This is a genomic window from Alicyclobacillus fastidiosus (assembly GCF_026651875.1).
GTDB lineage: Bacteria > Bacillota > Bacilli > Alicyclobacillales > Alicyclobacillaceae > Alicyclobacillus > Alicyclobacillus fastidiosus.
In genome coordinates, this window is sequence record NZ_CP104067.1 from 4,599,167 (window position 1) to 4,616,160 (window position 16,994).

At 47.7% G+C, this 16,994-nt stretch carries 12 protein-coding genes and 4 pseudogenes; 10 read left to right on the forward strand and 6 right to left on the reverse strand.

Annotated features, from left to right (window positions below; all coding sequences use genetic code 11):
* Positions 1–98: 98 nt before the first annotated feature.
* Positions 99–392: an antibiotic biosynthesis monooxygenase family protein gene (locus NZD89_RS22585; RefSeq protein ID WP_268004945.1), complete on the reverse strand. Its 294-nt coding sequence runs from the start codon at positions 390–392 to the stop codon at positions 99–101.
* 367 nt (positions 393–759) lie between these two features.
* Between NZD89_RS22585 and NZD89_RS22590 the strand changes: the two genes are divergently transcribed.
* The 3 genes and pseudogenes from NZD89_RS22590 to NZD89_RS30155 all read left to right on the forward strand — a co-directional run.
* Positions 760–888: a hypothetical protein gene (locus tag NZD89_RS22590; RefSeq protein WP_268004946.1), complete on the forward strand. Its 129-nt coding sequence runs from the start codon at positions 760–762 to the stop codon at positions 886–888.
* A 249-nt stretch (positions 889–1,137) separates the two neighbouring features.
* Entirely contained in the window at positions 1,138–1,602 is a 465-nt protein-coding gene (locus tag NZD89_RS22595) for a tyrosine-type recombinase/integrase (protein WP_268004947.1), read from the forward strand.
* 515 nt (positions 1,603–2,117) lie between these two features.
* Positions 2,118–2,270: pseudogene (locus tag NZD89_RS30155) on the forward strand (class I SAM-dependent methyltransferase); the annotation flags it as partial.
* A 176-nt stretch (positions 2,271–2,446) separates the two neighbouring features.
* On the opposite strand, the pseudogene NZD89_RS22605 reads toward NZD89_RS30155, so the two are convergent.
* From NZD89_RS22605 to NZD89_RS22615, 3 genes and pseudogenes are all read right to left on the reverse strand, one after another.
* Positions 2,447–3,135: pseudogene (locus NZD89_RS22605) on the reverse strand (transposase); the annotation flags it as partial.
* A 431-nt stretch (positions 3,136–3,566) separates the two neighbouring features.
* Entirely contained in the window at positions 3,567–4,679 is a 1,113-nt protein-coding gene (locus tag NZD89_RS22610; RefSeq protein ID WP_268004949.1) for an IS110 family RNA-guided transposase, read from the reverse strand.
* Between the two features lie 121 nt (positions 4,680–4,800).
* Positions 4,801–5,241 (reverse strand): annotated as a pseudogene (locus NZD89_RS22615) (transposase); the annotation flags it as partial.
* Positions 5,242–5,316: 75 nt separating this feature from the next.
* On the opposite strand from NZD89_RS22615, the gene NZD89_RS22620 reads away from it, so the two are divergent.
* A complete protein-coding gene (locus tag NZD89_RS22620; protein ID WP_268004950.1) occupies positions 5,317–5,646 on the forward strand; it encodes a class I SAM-dependent methyltransferase in 330 nt (109 codons plus the stop codon).
* Between the two features lie 440 nt (positions 5,647–6,086).
* Here the strand turns inward: NZD89_RS22620 and NZD89_RS30160 are convergent.
* Positions 6,087–7,738, reverse strand: a pseudogene (locus NZD89_RS30160) (IS1634 family transposase).
* A 457-nt stretch (positions 7,739–8,195) separates the two neighbouring features.
* Complete coding sequence (locus NZD89_RS22635; RefSeq protein WP_268004953.1) at positions 8,196–9,674, reverse strand: transposase; 1,479 nt, start codon at positions 9,672–9,674, stop codon at positions 8,196–8,198.
* Between the two features lie 466 nt (positions 9,675–10,140).
* Here NZD89_RS22635 and NZD89_RS22640 point away from each other — a divergent pair, with 466 nt between their 5' ends.
* The 6 genes from NZD89_RS22640 to NZD89_RS22665 all read left to right on the forward strand — a co-directional run bounded on the left by NZD89_RS22640 (position 10,141) and on the right by NZD89_RS22665 (position 16,887).
* Positions 10,141–12,018: a heparinase II/III domain-containing protein gene (locus NZD89_RS22640; protein WP_268004954.1), complete on the forward strand. Its 1,878-nt coding sequence runs from the start codon at positions 10,141–10,143 to the stop codon at positions 12,016–12,018.
* A 186-nt stretch (positions 12,019–12,204) separates the two neighbouring features.
* Positions 12,205–12,558, forward strand: coding sequence for an ArsR/SmtB family transcription factor (locus NZD89_RS22645; RefSeq protein WP_268004955.1), 354 nt, complete (start codon positions 12,205–12,207; stop codon positions 12,556–12,558).
* Complete coding sequence (locus NZD89_RS22650) at positions 12,555–12,992, forward strand: ArsI/CadI family heavy metal resistance metalloenzyme (protein ID WP_268004956.1); 438 nt, start codon at positions 12,555–12,557, stop codon at positions 12,990–12,992. Before NZD89_RS22645 ends, NZD89_RS22650 begins: the two co-directional genes overlap by 4 nt.
* A 62-nt stretch (positions 12,993–13,054) precedes the next feature.
* Entirely contained in the window at positions 13,055–14,347 is a 1,293-nt protein-coding gene (locus tag NZD89_RS22655; RefSeq protein ID WP_268004957.1) for an arsenic transporter, read from the forward strand.
* A 16-nt stretch (positions 14,348–14,363) separates the two neighbouring features.
* Entirely contained in the window at positions 14,364–14,789 is a 426-nt protein-coding gene (arsC, locus tag NZD89_RS22660) for an arsenate reductase (thioredoxin) (RefSeq protein WP_268004958.1), read from the forward strand.
* 403 nt (positions 14,790–15,192) lie between these two features.
* Positions 15,193–16,887 carry a phospholipase C gene (locus NZD89_RS22665; RefSeq protein WP_268004959.1) on the forward strand — a complete coding sequence of 565 codons (1,695 nt, stop codon included), beginning with the start codon at positions 15,193–15,195 and terminating at the stop codon, positions 16,885–16,887.
* Positions 16,888–16,994: the final 107 nt, after the last annotated feature.

Sequence of the window (16,994 nt, forward strand, 5' to 3'; positions counted from 1 at the left end):
GATTCGTCAACGCATAATAATGCGGCCTTTGTCGGGTCCTCGTTAGTCAATAACTGTCTCTTAACCGCTGGTAATGCGGACTCGTTAAGCGTATAAGCTTAAAGACTCACGTGCTCAAAATGCTCCACTACAGGAAATGGCTCGTAAAAGTGATGCAATAACCTCTTCCATTCTTGATATTCCGCAGATTGCCTGAATCCTACAGTATGACTCTCCAAGTCGGTCCACTGCACAAGCAACAAGTATTTCCCCTGAGTTTCTAGACATCTTTGCAATTGATGAGATATGTATCCATTCATACTCGAAATGATTTTCGATGCCTGTTTAAAGGCCGATTCAAATTCATTTTCCAGACCGCTTTTAACATTTAACATGGCAGCTTCAAGTATCATTTGACGTATCCCCTTAATAGCGAATGACTCTCTATATTCCACACGCAACCATGTAATTCCTGGTAATTATCAGAGAGGTCTTGTTGAATATAACTGCCCGTTTGAGACATAATTCCAAACTGGCGAACCTTGCATTTTTATACACTCGTAATAGGTGTGACTTCGACTTGCATCCCGTTGCATACATAAGAATATCACTTGGAAGTACCGAAGTTCGAAAAACATGAAAGTTGCCTTTGCCAAGAGACGCGAAAGGTCATCACTGAACTGTCGAAAGCAAGGTTGGAAGACTCCTCCTTTGGGAATGCTAGTTTACTAGAGTTGTCACCATAGTTTTACTAGAAAGTTCGCAGCGGAGGTTGGACTTATGAATCTTTCTCAGGCGTCCGAAGTATTTTTGAGTATTCGAAGTCAGGAGGGGTTCTCGCCGTTTACGATTCGCGCCCATCGGCAGCAACATAAATTGTTGGTGCGGACATCGGCGACTTACAGGTAGAAGAAGTGACACTGAGTATATTACGCGACCATCTCAGTCATTACGAACACTTAAAGCCTTCAAGTCTCGGCCACAAAATCCGAGCCATTAAGAGTTTGTTCGGATGGCTTGTTGAGGAAAACCTGCTTGTAAGAAACCCTACGCTCAAATTGAAGGAACCGAAGCAAGGAAAACGAGTTCGCGAAGGCCCTGACGATTGACGAACTCGAATGGCTTCGTGACTCGTGTAACTCCTCCCTCGAGCATGCATTGGTTGAATTCTTTTTCGCTACGGGCGGCAGAATATCCGAAATTCAACGGTTAAATCGAAATGAGATCGACTGGCATCGTGGTGCCGTAACGGTCCTTGGTAAGGGTGACAAGGAACGTGAGGTGTACTTTGGGGCAAAGGCACGAATTTGGGTGAAACGATACCTTCGAGAGCGGAGCGACCATGATCCAGCACTGTTTGTCACCATGCGTCAGCCGCATCGAATGTCCGTGCATCAGATTCAATACATTTTTAAACGGATTGCGACACGATGTAATTTATCAGAGCGAGTCAGCCCGCACAAGATGAGACATACGCTGGCCACTGTGCTGTTAAACCAGGGTGCCCCATTGGTGGCCGTGCGATCAATCCTTGGCCATGAAAAGCCAGAGACCACGCAATTATATGCTACATTGAGCGGAACATCTCGCCAGCAAGCATACGAACGTTACTTCGTTCAGTGACAATCTTGATGGCTTGGAGGCCTAACGGTCTCCAAGCCTGGAAACGTGGTAAAATATGCATGGAAATACAGCGTTCGGAATTGCTGGATTCTTCAACAAACGGGCAGTAAAGTTCAAGTAGGGAGAGGGGAAATTGTGGACGATCATCAGCACAAAAACACGCGCTCGGCTCGAGTAGTTTGAAACGTTTGAAGCCTCCTGAAGACATTCGGTGGCATGGAAATGGGATGTCTTTTGAAACGATACGGGTGCACAGGGATATGGTGGTTACGTGTCTAATCTGTGTAATGCGCTACCTATGGAATTAATCCAGTTGGTTGCACAGAATGATCCTAAAAAGCGAATGGAGGATATTCATGCAGAGTGAAGTCAGTAAGATCAACGGTAAAGCGTGGAATGTTGGCGCTTACCAGGCATGGGTAAATCGCTTTGGAACGCCTAAAGACTACGCCGCTGAAATCAAAATGAATCCTTTAAGCGAAAATATCCAGCACTTTTTGGGGGTTATGGGTGATATAAAAGGAAAAAGGGTGGCAAACCTTCTAGGTTCCAATGGGAATAAGGCGATTCCATTAGCTATGCTTGGTGCTGATGTGACCGTGGTTGATATCTCTGAAGAGAATGCACGATATGCTACAGAATTAGCAAGGGAGGCAGAGGTATCTATTAATTGAGCGTTTTGCAGAATTGCGTTTCTCTGTGAAACGAAAAAAGAAGCAATACCAGCTTGAGGGTTTTAATTTACATTTTTTGTTTGCTCTGTATAGGTTTGCACATTCCCATGTCGGTAGCAGAGAGTCAGGAATCCTGTCCGATTATGCTGTTTCAGTGCGTTCGCTATCGCGTTCATCGCCAGCGCAGAAGCAAGTAGAACAATCGTATTGAGATACGCGTATGTGGTCACCTTCTGAATGCCACGAATGTGCACATCGTTGACTGTAAGATTTTCTTTGAGCCGAGAATTACAACGCTCCACCGACGTTCGTTCATTGTAGAGCGCTGTCCAACCCCGCGTATTTCGGTGCGGGTTCGCGTAACGTCTGACATCTTCGGTGATGCTTGTCTTGACCACCATTCCGTAGTTGGAGTCGGAGCAAGCTGCAATTCCAAGTGGGCAATCCACTTTACCAACGGCATGCGGACAGCGGAACTTTAATCGGTCACCGTCGGCTCCCCAATACACCATGTCGTAGCCCATTGAGCAGCGAGGTGTGCCATGATTGCCTGCGCGCCATAGCCACGGGCGGCTTCATAGTTTTTCACCTGGTCATAGCCAGCGTCCATCATGACGTATCTGACCTTCCAGCCATAGTTCTCGACGACTTCTTTCATGAGTGGAATTGCCATCTCACCGTCATACACATGAGCAGGTGTTACCTCCAAGGCTACCGGTAACTCGCTGGCAGTATCCACTGCGAGGTGAATTTTGTAACCGAACCACGTGAGCTTGTTACCAAATGTGTCGTATTTGGCACCCCAGTTGGCGTTACCGGTTTCTTGGCTACGTGATTTCGGTTGCTTCTTCTGATATGAACGAGGATGTCAAGCACCACTACAACTCCCGCTGTGCCACTGTTCTAAAACAGGGATTTCGCGTTGCTTCACATGGAGTGGCGGCTCCGATAGGCTGATTCGCCATACGGCCCTTCCGAGGCGCTCGTCCGGCATCACGTCGGGGCCGCAGAGGCTCCATGTCAAGCAACTAACCTCGAAGACTCGGCACGAAGGCAAAAACTTCTCGACGGTGAGCATTCTGATATTCGTGGGTTGATTACCACAGTTAATCTCTCCGTCTAGAGGACCTGCCACGAACTCATGGCGTGCGTTCGGTTCGCGAGGGCAATACCTAGCACAAGAAGAAAACGTGGGTTATCCTCCTACGGTTTACACTTTTGCCTTCGAGCCCAGTCTTCCAGTTTTCTCATTCAAGGTTCCCGGTGAACGCGGAAGTATAATTCTATTGGTTAAGCTTTATCTTTCTGCATTTGGCGTGCGATTGCCCACATGAACCCAGCTAATTCACGAGCGACTGCAGTTATAGCTTGATTAGAAGGTTTCCCTTTACTGACAAGGCGTGTGTACTTGTTATGGAGTCGATTTTGGGCCTTCCATGATATTCGTTGGACCTCAGCCGGCTGACCCTGTTGTCGTTTTCGAATTTCTCCTTTAACCGCCGGTCGATAGCGGTAACTCCAGGCTGACTCAACCAGTACCCGTCGTAGATGTGTGTTTCCTGTCTTTGTAATTCTTCCTTTGCGTTTCACGCTACCGCTCGAGTGTTCACTAGGCACGAGCCCTGTATAACCCATGAACTGACGCGGATTCACAAACCGTCTAAAGTCACCGATTTCTGCTACAATCGTGACTGCAGTGGTTTCCTTTACTCCTCGAAGAGATTGCAGTGCTTGGATAAGAGGGGCATGAGAACTTGTCTCTGCAGCATGATGAATCTCGGTCTCTAGTCGTTTGATTCGTTGCTCCACCTCATCTATGGCATGGAGATACTCGCGAAAAGTCACGTCTTCGTATCGATTTTCAAATTTCAAGGTGTCTAGCCATGCCCGATATCGAGTCTTCCAGGTGGTCATTTTTTGTTTGGGCTTAATATCGTGACGAAGCAAAAACTTAGATAGACGGTGGCGCGCACGCAATTGGTCTTCTTTTGCATCCTCTCGCGCTCGTACTAAGTCTCGAATCCCTTCATCTTCTCTTGTCGGAACGTAGACTGGTGTGAGCTCTCCAGCTCGAAACAACTGAGCTAATCTCAATGCATCTCGACGGTCTGTCTTAATTCGCTCACCTGGCCGTTTCGGAATGAGGGTGGGTGCAACGACGATGCATCTAACCCCAAGTTGGGTAAGTAAGCGTTGTAACTCATAACCCGTGGGACCAGCCTCATAACAAGCTTCGATTTCACTTGCGTTTCCGAGCTTTGAAAACAGTTTGCGTACAGCTTCCGGAGTATTGGGCACTTCTCCGTAATATCTAGCCGCCTCACGACTTCCGACATCTGCTATGGCCACCGCAATGAAATCCTTTGACACGTCTAAGCCCACGACTTTTGTGATATCCTTCATATTATCGGCTCCTTCACAGTGTAGCTCTGGTCGGTCACATCTACTGGTAATTCTCTTTACTCAGCAGTATGGCCACTAACCTACGAGAATGTGACATGGAGCCGAACCTCGTTCATGATAACTCATAGGCGCCAATCGCTGTACTGTCAATCGCAAGATGAGTTCCGTCGATGATGCCGGAATCTTTGCATTGACTGACCAGGTCAATAAAGAGTTCCTTAGCAAGATCCTTATCCACTACAGCGTTGAAGACTCGACTGATTGTGGCGATTGACGGTGGGCGTTTATCCACCCGAAACCCGCATTGGTACCGGAAACGTAGGTCGCTATCCAAACGGTTATGTAACTGGGTAAAGGTTGAAATTCCTTCAAGTGGAGCAACGAGCAATGCTCGCAAAATTGCTTCACGATTGATAGGCTTTGCACTCTGGGGTGACGAATTGCTGAACTTTACCGCGTATTGCTGAAGATCCAGGGCAGCAAAGAACAGTTCAAGCCGCTCGCTGGGTTCGATTTCTAACCATTGCTCAAAGGAAAACAGAGACTTTTGGAGAAGATACAAGTGGACTTCCCTCCTGTCGAGGTTTCTTGTTTGGTCACTTGAAATCTTCTCGATGTTGGGGTGAAGTCCTTTTTTATGTTCTGTTATCCCTTGCCCTGCAAGGGCTCAGAAATCTGCAAAACGCTCAATTACATCGTTTCTGATGTAATGGAATTCGTAGATGATGACAAATTCGATTTTGTTTTAATGGAAGGTGGCATTCTTCACTATTTTGTTGATCTGAATGCTTTGTTTACTGTGGTCAGCAAACTTCTGGTGAATGGCGGACGATTTATATTACGTGATTATCACCCAACCAGAAAATTACTTTCTTGTCACGATGGTCAAATGATTGCGAATGGAAATTATTTTAAAGATACCATTTCTGATGGAATCGTCCCGTACATACATTTATTATCTGAATAGGAAAAAAGTTACATGCTGACTCCGATTACGGTCCTGGAATATGGGGGAGATCATAACGGCGATAGCCAGTTCTGGATTAACCATTCGTTCGCTCCAAGAGGAACATGGTGAACACTTAAGGTGGGTCTTTCCTAGTGATGCTCCAGAAGGTATAGAAAACCGAGCCCCGAGTTTGTTTACGGTAGTTGTAGATAAGGTTTAACTTGCGGGATTCAGATTCCTATGGAAACGTATACTCCTTTTTATACTAGGATTTCTCTCGTTGTTAATTTGTTGTGTGTAAGACTCAACAAATGTTGTGTCGTTATTAGTAGTCGTGTTTAATAGCGCGGCTACTGGTTAACGGTATATACTCGGCTTCGACAGTCGTAGATACACGAAATCCCGAAACCCGTTGGTGCTTCTAGGGTTTCGGGACTGTGGATAACTTCGTGTGGTGCCTACAGCGTATCTGTGGATATGTCCGAGAACAACGGTGGATGTTCGTAACCCAGCGCTTTCAGGATTTGTGCCTGCTCCGGGGTTACTTCTGTTCGCTGCCGGACTCTGCCGCTACCAGCTTTGTAGGTTACAAGGTGCATCTCGTTCATGACAGAACGGATCTCTCGCCATGTGTGGCTAGTTCGGTTCTCTGCCACCCGAACCAAAAGTAACGAGAGCCAGCACAGTAGTACATGTGCCCGAATCCGCTCATTCTTCCTGTGGTACATCGGGCGCAATTCCATGGTCTGTTTCAGAGAACGGAATGCCGCCTCAACCTGCCAGAGCTGCTTGTATCCAAGGGCCACATCTTCCGCGGACAGTGTGTCGTCTGAGGTTCGGATCAGATACTTTCCGTCCAGTCGTTCCATCGCCTTAACCGCCTGGTGGTCAACTGTGAGATTGCCACGCTTGTCCGACTTCAAGTAACGCTTGAAGGTCGGGTGACTTTGCAATCGACAGTGCGCCTTGGTGTGTGCGTCGTTATCCAACTCCTTGAGTCGTGCGAGCTCTGCTTCCAGGGCCTTGAGGTGTGCCTCGCGCCGAAACGCATCTCGGCGAGCTTCATCTGGGTTGCGAACGAGCACATATCGGACCCGTGCCTCACCGTCTCCTACGACGATTTCCTTTATTTCAAGGTTATCCCGTATCGTTTTAAATCGCCCAGGACGAGACATGGCATCTTCGACTGTCTGCTTCCCAGAGGTCATCTTCTCTCCAGCAATGTAATGCCCTCCGGCTTTCTGGAGTTCACGTAAATTGTCCTCCGAGCTGAACCCACGGTCGACGACCGTAACGACGCGTCCGAGACGCCAGCCAATGAGGTCCTTCTTCACTTCTGGAATGACGGTCATGTCTGACGTGTTCCTGGCCATACCCAACACCGCACAGGGATGCCGTCTCGGGTCACTGCAAAACCAATTACGACCTGCGGTAAGTCCGGCCGGTGGTCCTTGGAGTAGCCGGGTTGCTTCAGACTGTCTTCTTCCGGCTCGTCATCCATTTCAAAGTAGCTTGACGTGGTGTCAAAGAACAGTAAGTCGACTTCCAGGTTCAACAAGTCGGCGACAGTCTCGAACACTTCTCTCTGGATGTCTACGTCCGATTCAATCAGGAAATCCATTGCACGGTACCCCTGGTGGACCTCAAAGTTCTCAACACCGGGGAGTGCGATGTCTCGCTTCACCCAGTCCTCCATGCCAAGCTTGCTCGAGGGGTCCAAGGCTCGATTGGCGACCATCGCAAAGATGGCCCGCTCTATCGGGGCTTCATATTTGCGCTGTGCCAGACGCTTGGATATGGCTTGACCCACGCCAAGTTCATGCCACAACGAGTCGACGATATAAGCGGTGCCAAACGTTTTGCTATCGAGCAGACTCAACTGCACGCTATCCTTGGGCTCCGACGCAACGGGTTCATCACCAAGGAATCGTGAGATGCTCGCGGCAAGCCTCTTCAATCCATCCATGTCCACTTCATCTTCACGCCCGAAGTGGTAGAGGACTTTCGCTTGGGGATTGCCGGTCTTGGGATTGCGTTCATTATGGGCAAGCTGCACGTAGGACGTGACAGAACCGTTTTTATTTTTTCGTGATATCCGCCGTATGTACATGTCTACATTTTAAAATCATATGTTCTACGAAGTCAACTACTGTGGATAACAATACTAGTTATCCACAGAAATTCGCATGTCTACAACTTTTCGTAAAAATGCCTACATAAAATAACCGGAATTCCGCGCCGTTACGGGATTCCGGTTATCCACAAATGCTTATAAACGGGTTGTAACTGTCGAACCCGAGATATACTCCTTCAAGGAATTTTCACGCCGTTTTATATGAAAGCCGCGGGTTTATTCCATTGGACGAGTATGGACCTTCTTGAAATAGCCTCTCGGCATTGGAGCGCAGAACAGTAAGATATATCGGAATGCCTTCCAAGAATCCACTGGAAAATCTGCGAGCAATGGTTTAAACCACCGTGTTCCTTGAAAAAGGGTATAACAAACAGAGCGATGACGATCCGATTTTCAAAAAGTCATCGCTGGAGATGGTATGATTGGGGTATTTTCAGGCTGACAAGAGTATCGACGATAGGTCTAGATTACTCTCTTGGTACCAAGCGTCCATGTGTTGGCACATGGCAATGCCATAGATGCGGACGGTCCACATCATGGTGCTGCGATGCTTGGCAGCTTCGAGGAGAAAATCTTCCTTTGCTCGCTTGTTGCTACGCTCGCAGGTGGTTCTGCGTTTGTAGACATCGTTCCACTCGTTGCTGTTGCGGGCGACGGGTGGGAACAAGCGAGGATTGTGTTTGGTATATGTGTGTACGCATCTTCCGTAAGGTGAATCAGAACAGGGCGTATCACAAGTCACCACACCTTTGACGACGAGTGGACAATAGTACTTTCGGCGACCGCGTGTGTAGTCGTAGCCACGATCTTTCATCTCTAGCCCCTTTTTACAAAACGGAACCCCAGTAGGGGAAAACGTGATGTCATCCTTGCGAACCCCCTTGCTCCCCGTACTGCGCAGGTTTAAATCGATAAATGGCTTTACTTTCCGTGATAGAAGGTACTGGTAGATTGGCAGTGCGTCGTGCGCGGCATCTAAAATGGCTTTGTCCCAGGTATATTCACGAAAGCGTTCGACGAACTCACGCGCACTGACTACCCAAGAGGTCGCATCATGGCGCGAAGCTCGTTGAAGTCTGGGGTAAAGTGGCAGGTCGTAAGGACTATCCGCAGCAACAAACGTGTAAAGGTGATAACCGAAGAAGTACCTGTTTCGATAACTGTCCCAGCCCATATCACAGTCGGGTTGGGAATAGATACGATAGCATCTGCATGGCTTGATACCGAGTTCACGACAGTTGCAAAGTCGTCGGCTACGAACTTGGGTAGCTGTTTGAAGCGGCATTCCATCACCTGCGATTGACAGTGCGTTCGTGTCGCCCAGTAAGCCTAGAGTGGCAGATACGGTAAGGAACTGCTGTTGAAAGAGCACAAGCAATCTGTCAAATGGCTGTGGCTTGGTGACTGAGCGCTTTTGTAGCTGAGCCATGAGATTTGCGATTTTGCTATACGCTTTGGTTGGTGCCTTTTCTCCCTTTTTGCCACCTTTGACTTTCTTTCGATTGAGTCTGAGCTTGGGCGAAAGATTCGCGGAGGTATGAGACCACAGCCGCTTAAAGAAATGGTAGAAGGTACCGACACCAGGCGTTTTCCCGTACTCAAAGCCACTCAGGATGGCATACAGTGGGCAACGATGCAACTGATTGACCCACTCTGTAATCGATGGTTCTCCGACTTGCAACATGAGTAGATAGGAACGAAGTAAGTCGGCAGGGTCAATGGACCTTGGACCACGACACGAAAAAGCTCCTTCGAGTAAGCGAAACGTGCAAGAGAGGTCGGTAATCCAGAACTTCTTAACAAGCGACCAGTCCTTTGCGACAAAGAGAAGCGACCCATTCCCGTAGTGAATACGAAGTTGTTGCTCAACGAACGACTGATACTGCTGATGAGACCGCACCATGGGTAACATAAAGCAACCCCAATTCCGATGAGATAGAGCGGTTAAGCCCTTCTCGGCGATTGTTGGGGTGATTCTAAAAAGTCAAGTATTATTTGGCGCACAGCGTATTTTCTTTGCATGGTGGCGCTGAATTTCCAATTTTGAATTGTCAAGTGGAACTGACGAACATGGGGGCAAACGAAGATCCTCCAGGCACAGAACCGTTGAGGGTTCAGCGACAATCCAATACCGAGAGGCTATTGAACATACGGGGGCATAAACGGAAGAGTCGCCCGTTGGATGGATTGCATGATTATAGGTCCCAAAGCGCCGTCTCTTGTGTCGCTCTCGGGCAGGAATGTTCAATAGCGAGTCTACACGTACCAGTGGTAGACTTAACAGTGTTACTCGACACCCCCAATCGAGCAAGTGACAGATGCTGCGCACCCGGTAACCAAGGTTGCGGATGACATTATTGAGCAAATGAGGGCTGTTCATGTTAACAGAACGATTTGTTGATGAACTTCTTGGGGATTTTTTGTTTTCGCGTGAGACCTACCACCCCTTTCCCACAATTGAAGACCGCGATGCATGGGACAGTTTACCTTCTGTTCTCAAAAAGTTTTGGAAGGACAGAGGTGAACGTAAGCTCAATCATTCATGGACCACCATTACAGCCACTCAATATATGGATTACAGCAGAACTGGAAATCGGACTAGATATGACAACGTTTTCTGGGAGCGAAGACAGGACCTTGCTAGTTTGGTTGTCGCCGAATGTATTGAGAATCAGGGGCGCTTTCTGGACGACATCGTCAACGGGATCTGGTGTATTTGCGAAGAAACGTTCTGGGGTATACCAGGCCACGGGTATATGATGAAGAGACACGACTCGCTTCCTGATGTGTCAGACCCGATTATTGAGTTGTTCTCTGCTGAAACTGCGGCGTTGCTCGCCTGGACATCCTATCTGCTGAAAAGCAAATTAGATTCAATCAGTATCATGGTGTGCGAACGTATCCTATTCGAAGTTGACAGACGGATTCTTACTCCCTATTTAAACCGGACTGATTTCTGGTGGATGGGATTTAACCAAGAGAGAATGCTGAATAATTGGAATCCATGGTGTAATTCAAATTGTCTAGCAGCATTTTTACTCTTGGAAGACGATCCACAGCGTCGTGAAGCAGCTGTGGTAAAGACGATGCGCAGTTTGGATAATTATATTGATCGACTTCATTCGGATGGGGGTTGCGAGGAAGGTCCGAAGTATTGGACGTTCGCCGGCGGAGCGCTTTTCGATTGTTTAGAACTGCTTTACGGTGTTTCTGGCGGAAAGATTGACGTATACAACGAACCTCTTATTCAACAAATAGGGCGTTACCTTTATAAGGCTTTCATTGATGATTGCTTTTATGTTAATTTCGCTGACAGTTCGCCTAAAGTGGATATCCCTGCGGAATTAGTTTACCGATATGGGATCCGTATTGGGGATTCCAAGCTGTCTGGACTAGGCGCAATGGCACTAAAGAAAAAACGGGAACGTTCAACTGTTTTGGATTTCGCGAACATGTTTCGTATGTTGCCTGCTCTGTTCAATTATTCGAAGGTAGAGGACCATGTCGGAGATAATCCGTTGGTCCGAGATGCGTGGCTCGACGGAATACAAGTGATCGTGGCAAGGGAACAGCATGGATCATCCAAAGGGTTGTACCTCGCCGCAAAGGGTGGGCACAACGACGAAAGTCATAATCACAACGACATTGGTCAGTTTATCGTGTATTGCGACGGCTCCCCGATGGTCATAGATCCCGGAGTAATGACTTACACGGCAAAATCATTCTTTTCAGAGCGCTACACAATTTGGGCAACACAATCGGCTTATCATAATCTTCCCATTGTAAACGGGGTCCAACAACTGAATGGGAGACAGTATCAAGCTTATGAGGTCAGGTATCACCAAGAAGATACGATAGCGTCGATTACCATGAACATAGCAGGTGCTTATCCCGATTCCGCCGGGATTAAAAGCTGGATCAGATCAGCAAGTTTCATTCGGGACTCGCATCCATGTATTGAAATTAAGGACAACTTCCAATTGAAACGTGTGACGGATGACATCACACTGATTTTAATGACACCTTACTCTCCGCAAAGTGAAGGAAACGGGAGCATTGTTTTGCAAGATGATCATTACCATACAGTAAGGATCCAATATAACGGAGAGATGTTAGAAGTTTCGTCGGAGAAGATACCAATTGAGGATGAAGCCATGAGAGAGATATGGGGAGACCAAATTTATAGAATTAAACTTAAAACCATTAAAGCGATAGATCACGGAGAATGCGTCCTTAAAATAAGCCAATTTCCATAACAGTCCAAATGTCTTCTTGCGCAAACGGGGGCATTCGTATTATGAGTGAAAGAGGTCTCTTTGTATTTTTTAATTACACTTGTCCCCAACATCACGTCTAATCAAATCCCGCAATTAGCAAGTCCCCCATTGACAATATTAATGATGGTCAATATGATCTGATCATCGATATCGATGGAGGTCAATATGGATACTGAAATGTTGCTTACAAGGCTAAGTGCACTAGCCGATAAAAGCCGTTTTAACATTCTTCAGATCATGGCGAGAGGAGCCATCGCCACCTGCTGTGATCGTATAGAGGCTTATGAGAACGGATGCTGTGTCGCAGACGTTGTGACTGTTACCGGTCTTTCACAACCGACTGTGTCGCACCATTTAAAATCCTTGGAAAAGGTGGGGTTGGTCCGCAAGGAACTTCGGGGGCCGTGGGCTTGCTACTTTCCAAACCCAGAAGCCATCGAGGAAGTAGTCCAAGGTCTGAAAGTACAGTTGTATCCTATGGCAAACAATGCCGATATCAAAGGAGGATGCTGTCCATGACCATTTTAAAACCTCATGTTGCTATCAATGTGAACGACTTTGACAAATCTCTATTGTTCTACCGCAATTTCTTTGGCTTGGAACCTGTTCGCGTACGCGAAGGCTATGCGAAGTTCGATCTTGATCAACCACCACTGAACTTTACGATCAATCGACACGAGTATGGTGATCTCGGAGCTCTAAATCACCTTGGTCTTCAAGTCAGTTCGACCGATGATGTTCTTGCGGCCAAGGAGCGCCTAATGTCTGCTGGGCTGGCAACGTTCGATGAGATGAATACGAACTGTTGCTATGCCCGACAGGACAAAATCTGGGCAACCGACCCAGACGGAAATCGATGGGAAGTATTTGTCGTTCTCGATCAAGAGACAGACAGCGATCCGGTGTCGCAGAACAAATATACGACACCAGTGAAGGGTTGTTGCGCGAGCTAATTAGAAATGTCGGGCGTCGGACATTCTGGCGCCCGTGGAAGTTCACTTGAAGGAGCCACAGAATGGTTTACTTGGCTGTCGTATTGTTCATCGTCACATTAGTGTTTGTTATATGGCAACCTAAAGGATTATCTATTGGTTGGAGCGCCCTCGGAGGCGCGATTCTGGCACTGCTCTTTCACGTCGTATCGTTCCAAGATGTCGTTTCTGTAACGAAAATCGTCTGGGATGCTACTCTCACGTTTGTCGCTATCATTATCACTTCCACAATCCTCGACAAGATTGGATTCTTCGAGTGGGCGGCATTGAAGATGGCGCGTGCAGCAAATGGCGATGGAAGAAAGGTTTTCGTCTATGCCATATTGCTTGGAGCAGTGGTGTCAGCGTTCTTCGCGAACGATGGTGCAGCATTGATTTTGACTCCAATTGTGCTGGAAAAGGTTAAGCTCTTAAAGTTTGACATGAAGAAAATGATCCCGTTCGTTATGGCGTCAGGGTTCATCGCTGATACAACCTCATTACCACTCATCGTCAGTAACCTTGTGAACATTGTGTCGGCTGACTACTTCCACATCGGCTTTCTCAGTTACTTAGCTCATATGCTTGTTCCTGATTTCTTTTCCCTTGGCGCTAGCATCCTGGCGTTATATCTGTTTTTTCGCAAAGACATTCCAGATAAGTACAATCCGAGCGCTCTCTCTGAGCCGGCGAGTGCAATTGCTCACGAGGGTATGTTCAAGGCGTCATGGGTTATCCTCTCGTTGCTTCTTGTCGGGTACATCTTGACCGAGTTGTTGCACATACCTGTCTCATCGGTGGCAGGTGTCATTGCGATTATTTTCCTCATTGCGGGAAGCCGTACAAGAGTGATTCAACCGTGGAAGGTCATCAAAGAGGCTCCCTGGGCGATAGTCGTCTTTTCTATTGGCATGTACGTGGTTGTCTACGGACTTCGGAACGCAGGACTAACAACACTTCTCGGTCATGTGATTCAAGGCGCAACACATGGAGGGTTATTCGCAGGGACAATAGCAATGGGCTTCATCGCGGCGATCTTGTCTAGTGTCATGAACAACATGCCAACGGTTATGATCGACGCACTCGCCATCCATTCCACAGGTGCGACAAACGTGATGCAAAACGCGCTTGCCTACGCGAATGTCATCGGCTGTGACTTGGGGCCGAAAATTACGCCTATTGGCTCATTAGCAACATTGCTTTGGCTTCATGTCCTTGGGAAGAAGGGGATTTCGATCTCATGGGGCCGCTACTTTCGAACTGGGATCGTTTTGACCATTCCGACACTGTTTGTAACGCTATGCGGGCTTTATGTGTGGAGTGTAGCCATCAGATAACTTGGGAGGATTCAACGTGTCTAAAAAGCTTATATACTTTCTTTGCACAGGTAATTCGTGCCGCAGTCAAATTGCAGAAGGATGGGCACGGCATCTGGGCGGAGATGCGTACGAGGTACATAGTGCTGGTGTGGAAGCACATGGTCTGAATCCGCGGGCAGTCACAACCATGAAAGAAGTCGGCGTCGATATATCGAGTCACAAATCTAAGTTAATTGACGTGGATCTTCTGAATAAGGCTGATTACGTGATCACACTTTGTGGGGATGCAAACGACAAGTGCCCGGTAACACCTCCGCACGTTACACGTTTGCATTGGGGCTTTGACGACCCCGCCAAGGCAACTGGGATGGAGGAAGAGATTCGAGCCAAGTTTGCGGAAGTGCGGGAGGCAATAAGAGATAAGATTGATAAGTTTTTAACAGAGGAAACCCAAGAGTAACATTCCGAATCCCGTATAGAAGTGTGCACTCAACGCGGCCTACGGTCGCGTTGTTGTTATTGAACTATAGGGAGCATAAGTTCAAAAACGACGGATAGTTGGTTGTTGATTACGTCCATGCTGAAGATGTGTCGCAGAAAGGACACTACTAGTCATCTCATAGGGGGTAATTCAATGCGCCTGTCCGAAGCATCTGACTCATTGTTAAGAGTTCGTTCGTGTCCATTCTTCAATACAAATTCAATCGTTGAGAGATAGACTAAAATATTTATTCATTTATTTACTCAGTCTTAACTTGTTCTTAATAGAAATTATACTGAATTGCTTTACTATTTAGCCACCAAGACTAATAAATGTTATTAACGTGGACTAACAGAGAAATTATTGCTAGGAGGAAAACACATTGCAAAAGAGGTTGAAGAAACCATTTGCAGTTGTTGCTAGTATCGCAGCACTCGGTACAGTAGTAACAGCCGGAACCATGTCTACTGTATTCGCATCATCACCAATACCAAAGACACCGCAAACACAAGTAATCAGTGGTGCAAAGACTACTACTCCTATTAAACACGTTGTTGTTATTTTTGGCGAAAATGTTTCGTTCGATCATTATTTCGGAACATATCCACACGCGACCAACCCCCCGGGCGAACCGAAGTTCACACCGGCTCCAAATACACCGACCGTCAATGGTCTAAGTGGTGCGCTACTCACCCAGAATCCTAACCTTGTCAATCCACAACGTCTGGATCGCTCAGACGAGAACCCACCAGACAACGACCATGGTTACACCGCTGAGCAAAAGGCCATGGATGGCGGATTGATGGATCAATTTGTACAAGCGACCGGGAACGGTAACGACACTGTTATGGACTACTATGACGGGAATACCGTGACTGCTATGTGGAATTATGCACAACATTTCTCTTTAAACGACAATTCGTTCGGCACCAATTTTGGCCCGTCTTCACCAGGGGCTATTAACCTGATTTCTGGGTCTACTCACGGCGACGGCGCGATCGCTTACTCGGGCAACGTGGACGACCCAAGCGCAAAGCCAGTCGCCACAATCTCGGGAGCACTGGACCAAAACCAAACACTGTATAGCGACAAAGACCCTTACTTCGATAAGGATTCTACAGGCACAACCGTAGAGATGACCGGCAATAACATCGGTGACTTGTTGAACGCAAAGAACATTACATGGGGCTGGTTTGAGGGCGGATTCCGCACCAATTCAGAAAAGCACACAGCCGTAAACGGTGCTACGTCAACTGACTACGTTCCACACCACGAACCGTTCCAGTTCTACAAGTCGACGGCAAACCCTGAGCATTTGCCGCCTTCTTCGCCTAGCATGATTGGCAAGACGGACCAGGCAAACCACCAATACGACCTGACCGACTTCTGGACAGCTGCCGATTCCGGAAACCTGCCTGCTGTGAGCTTCCTGAAGGCACCTGCGTACGAGGACGCACATCCGGGTAACTCCGATCCGCTCGACGAACAGACATTCGTGACCAACACCATCAACCAGTTGGAGCAACTGCCTACGTGGAGCAGTACAGCAGTGATTATCAACTATGACGACTCCGACGGTTGGTATGACCACGTGATGCCGCCCATTATCACTCAATCGGACGATCCGAATGCGGATGTCCTGGTAGGAGATCCAGGCAAGTCGTCGCCGCACGCTCTTAATTACCCAGATAAGCTTGGATACGGCCCACGCCTGCCGCTACTCGTGATTTCGCCTTATGCGAGGCAGAATTTCGTGGATAACACGATGACCGACCAATCCTCCATCCTCAAGTTCATCGAGGACAACTGGAATTTGGGTACTATCGGCAATGAGTCCTCGGATGCTTTTGCCGGTACGCTGGACAACATGTTCGACTTCTCGCACCCTACCGATGGTAAACTGTTCTTGAATCCGAGCACGGGCGAACCAGAATCACAAGGTGCAGCGAAACAACAATTTGATAGCTATGTAGCAAAAGTGTACAGCGATGCAGGTGTCACACAACCGAATACGCCTACAGTACCAGTTCCTAGTAAGACACCAGCACCAGGGAAACTAGGAAAAATACTAGGATAGGAAACCATCCGACACTACCTGCATCCAAGTAGTCCTTCCGTAAAGAATGAACGAATGTTTACACGTCGACGCACGCACTCGGTGCGGGTCGACGTGCATGCATTTTA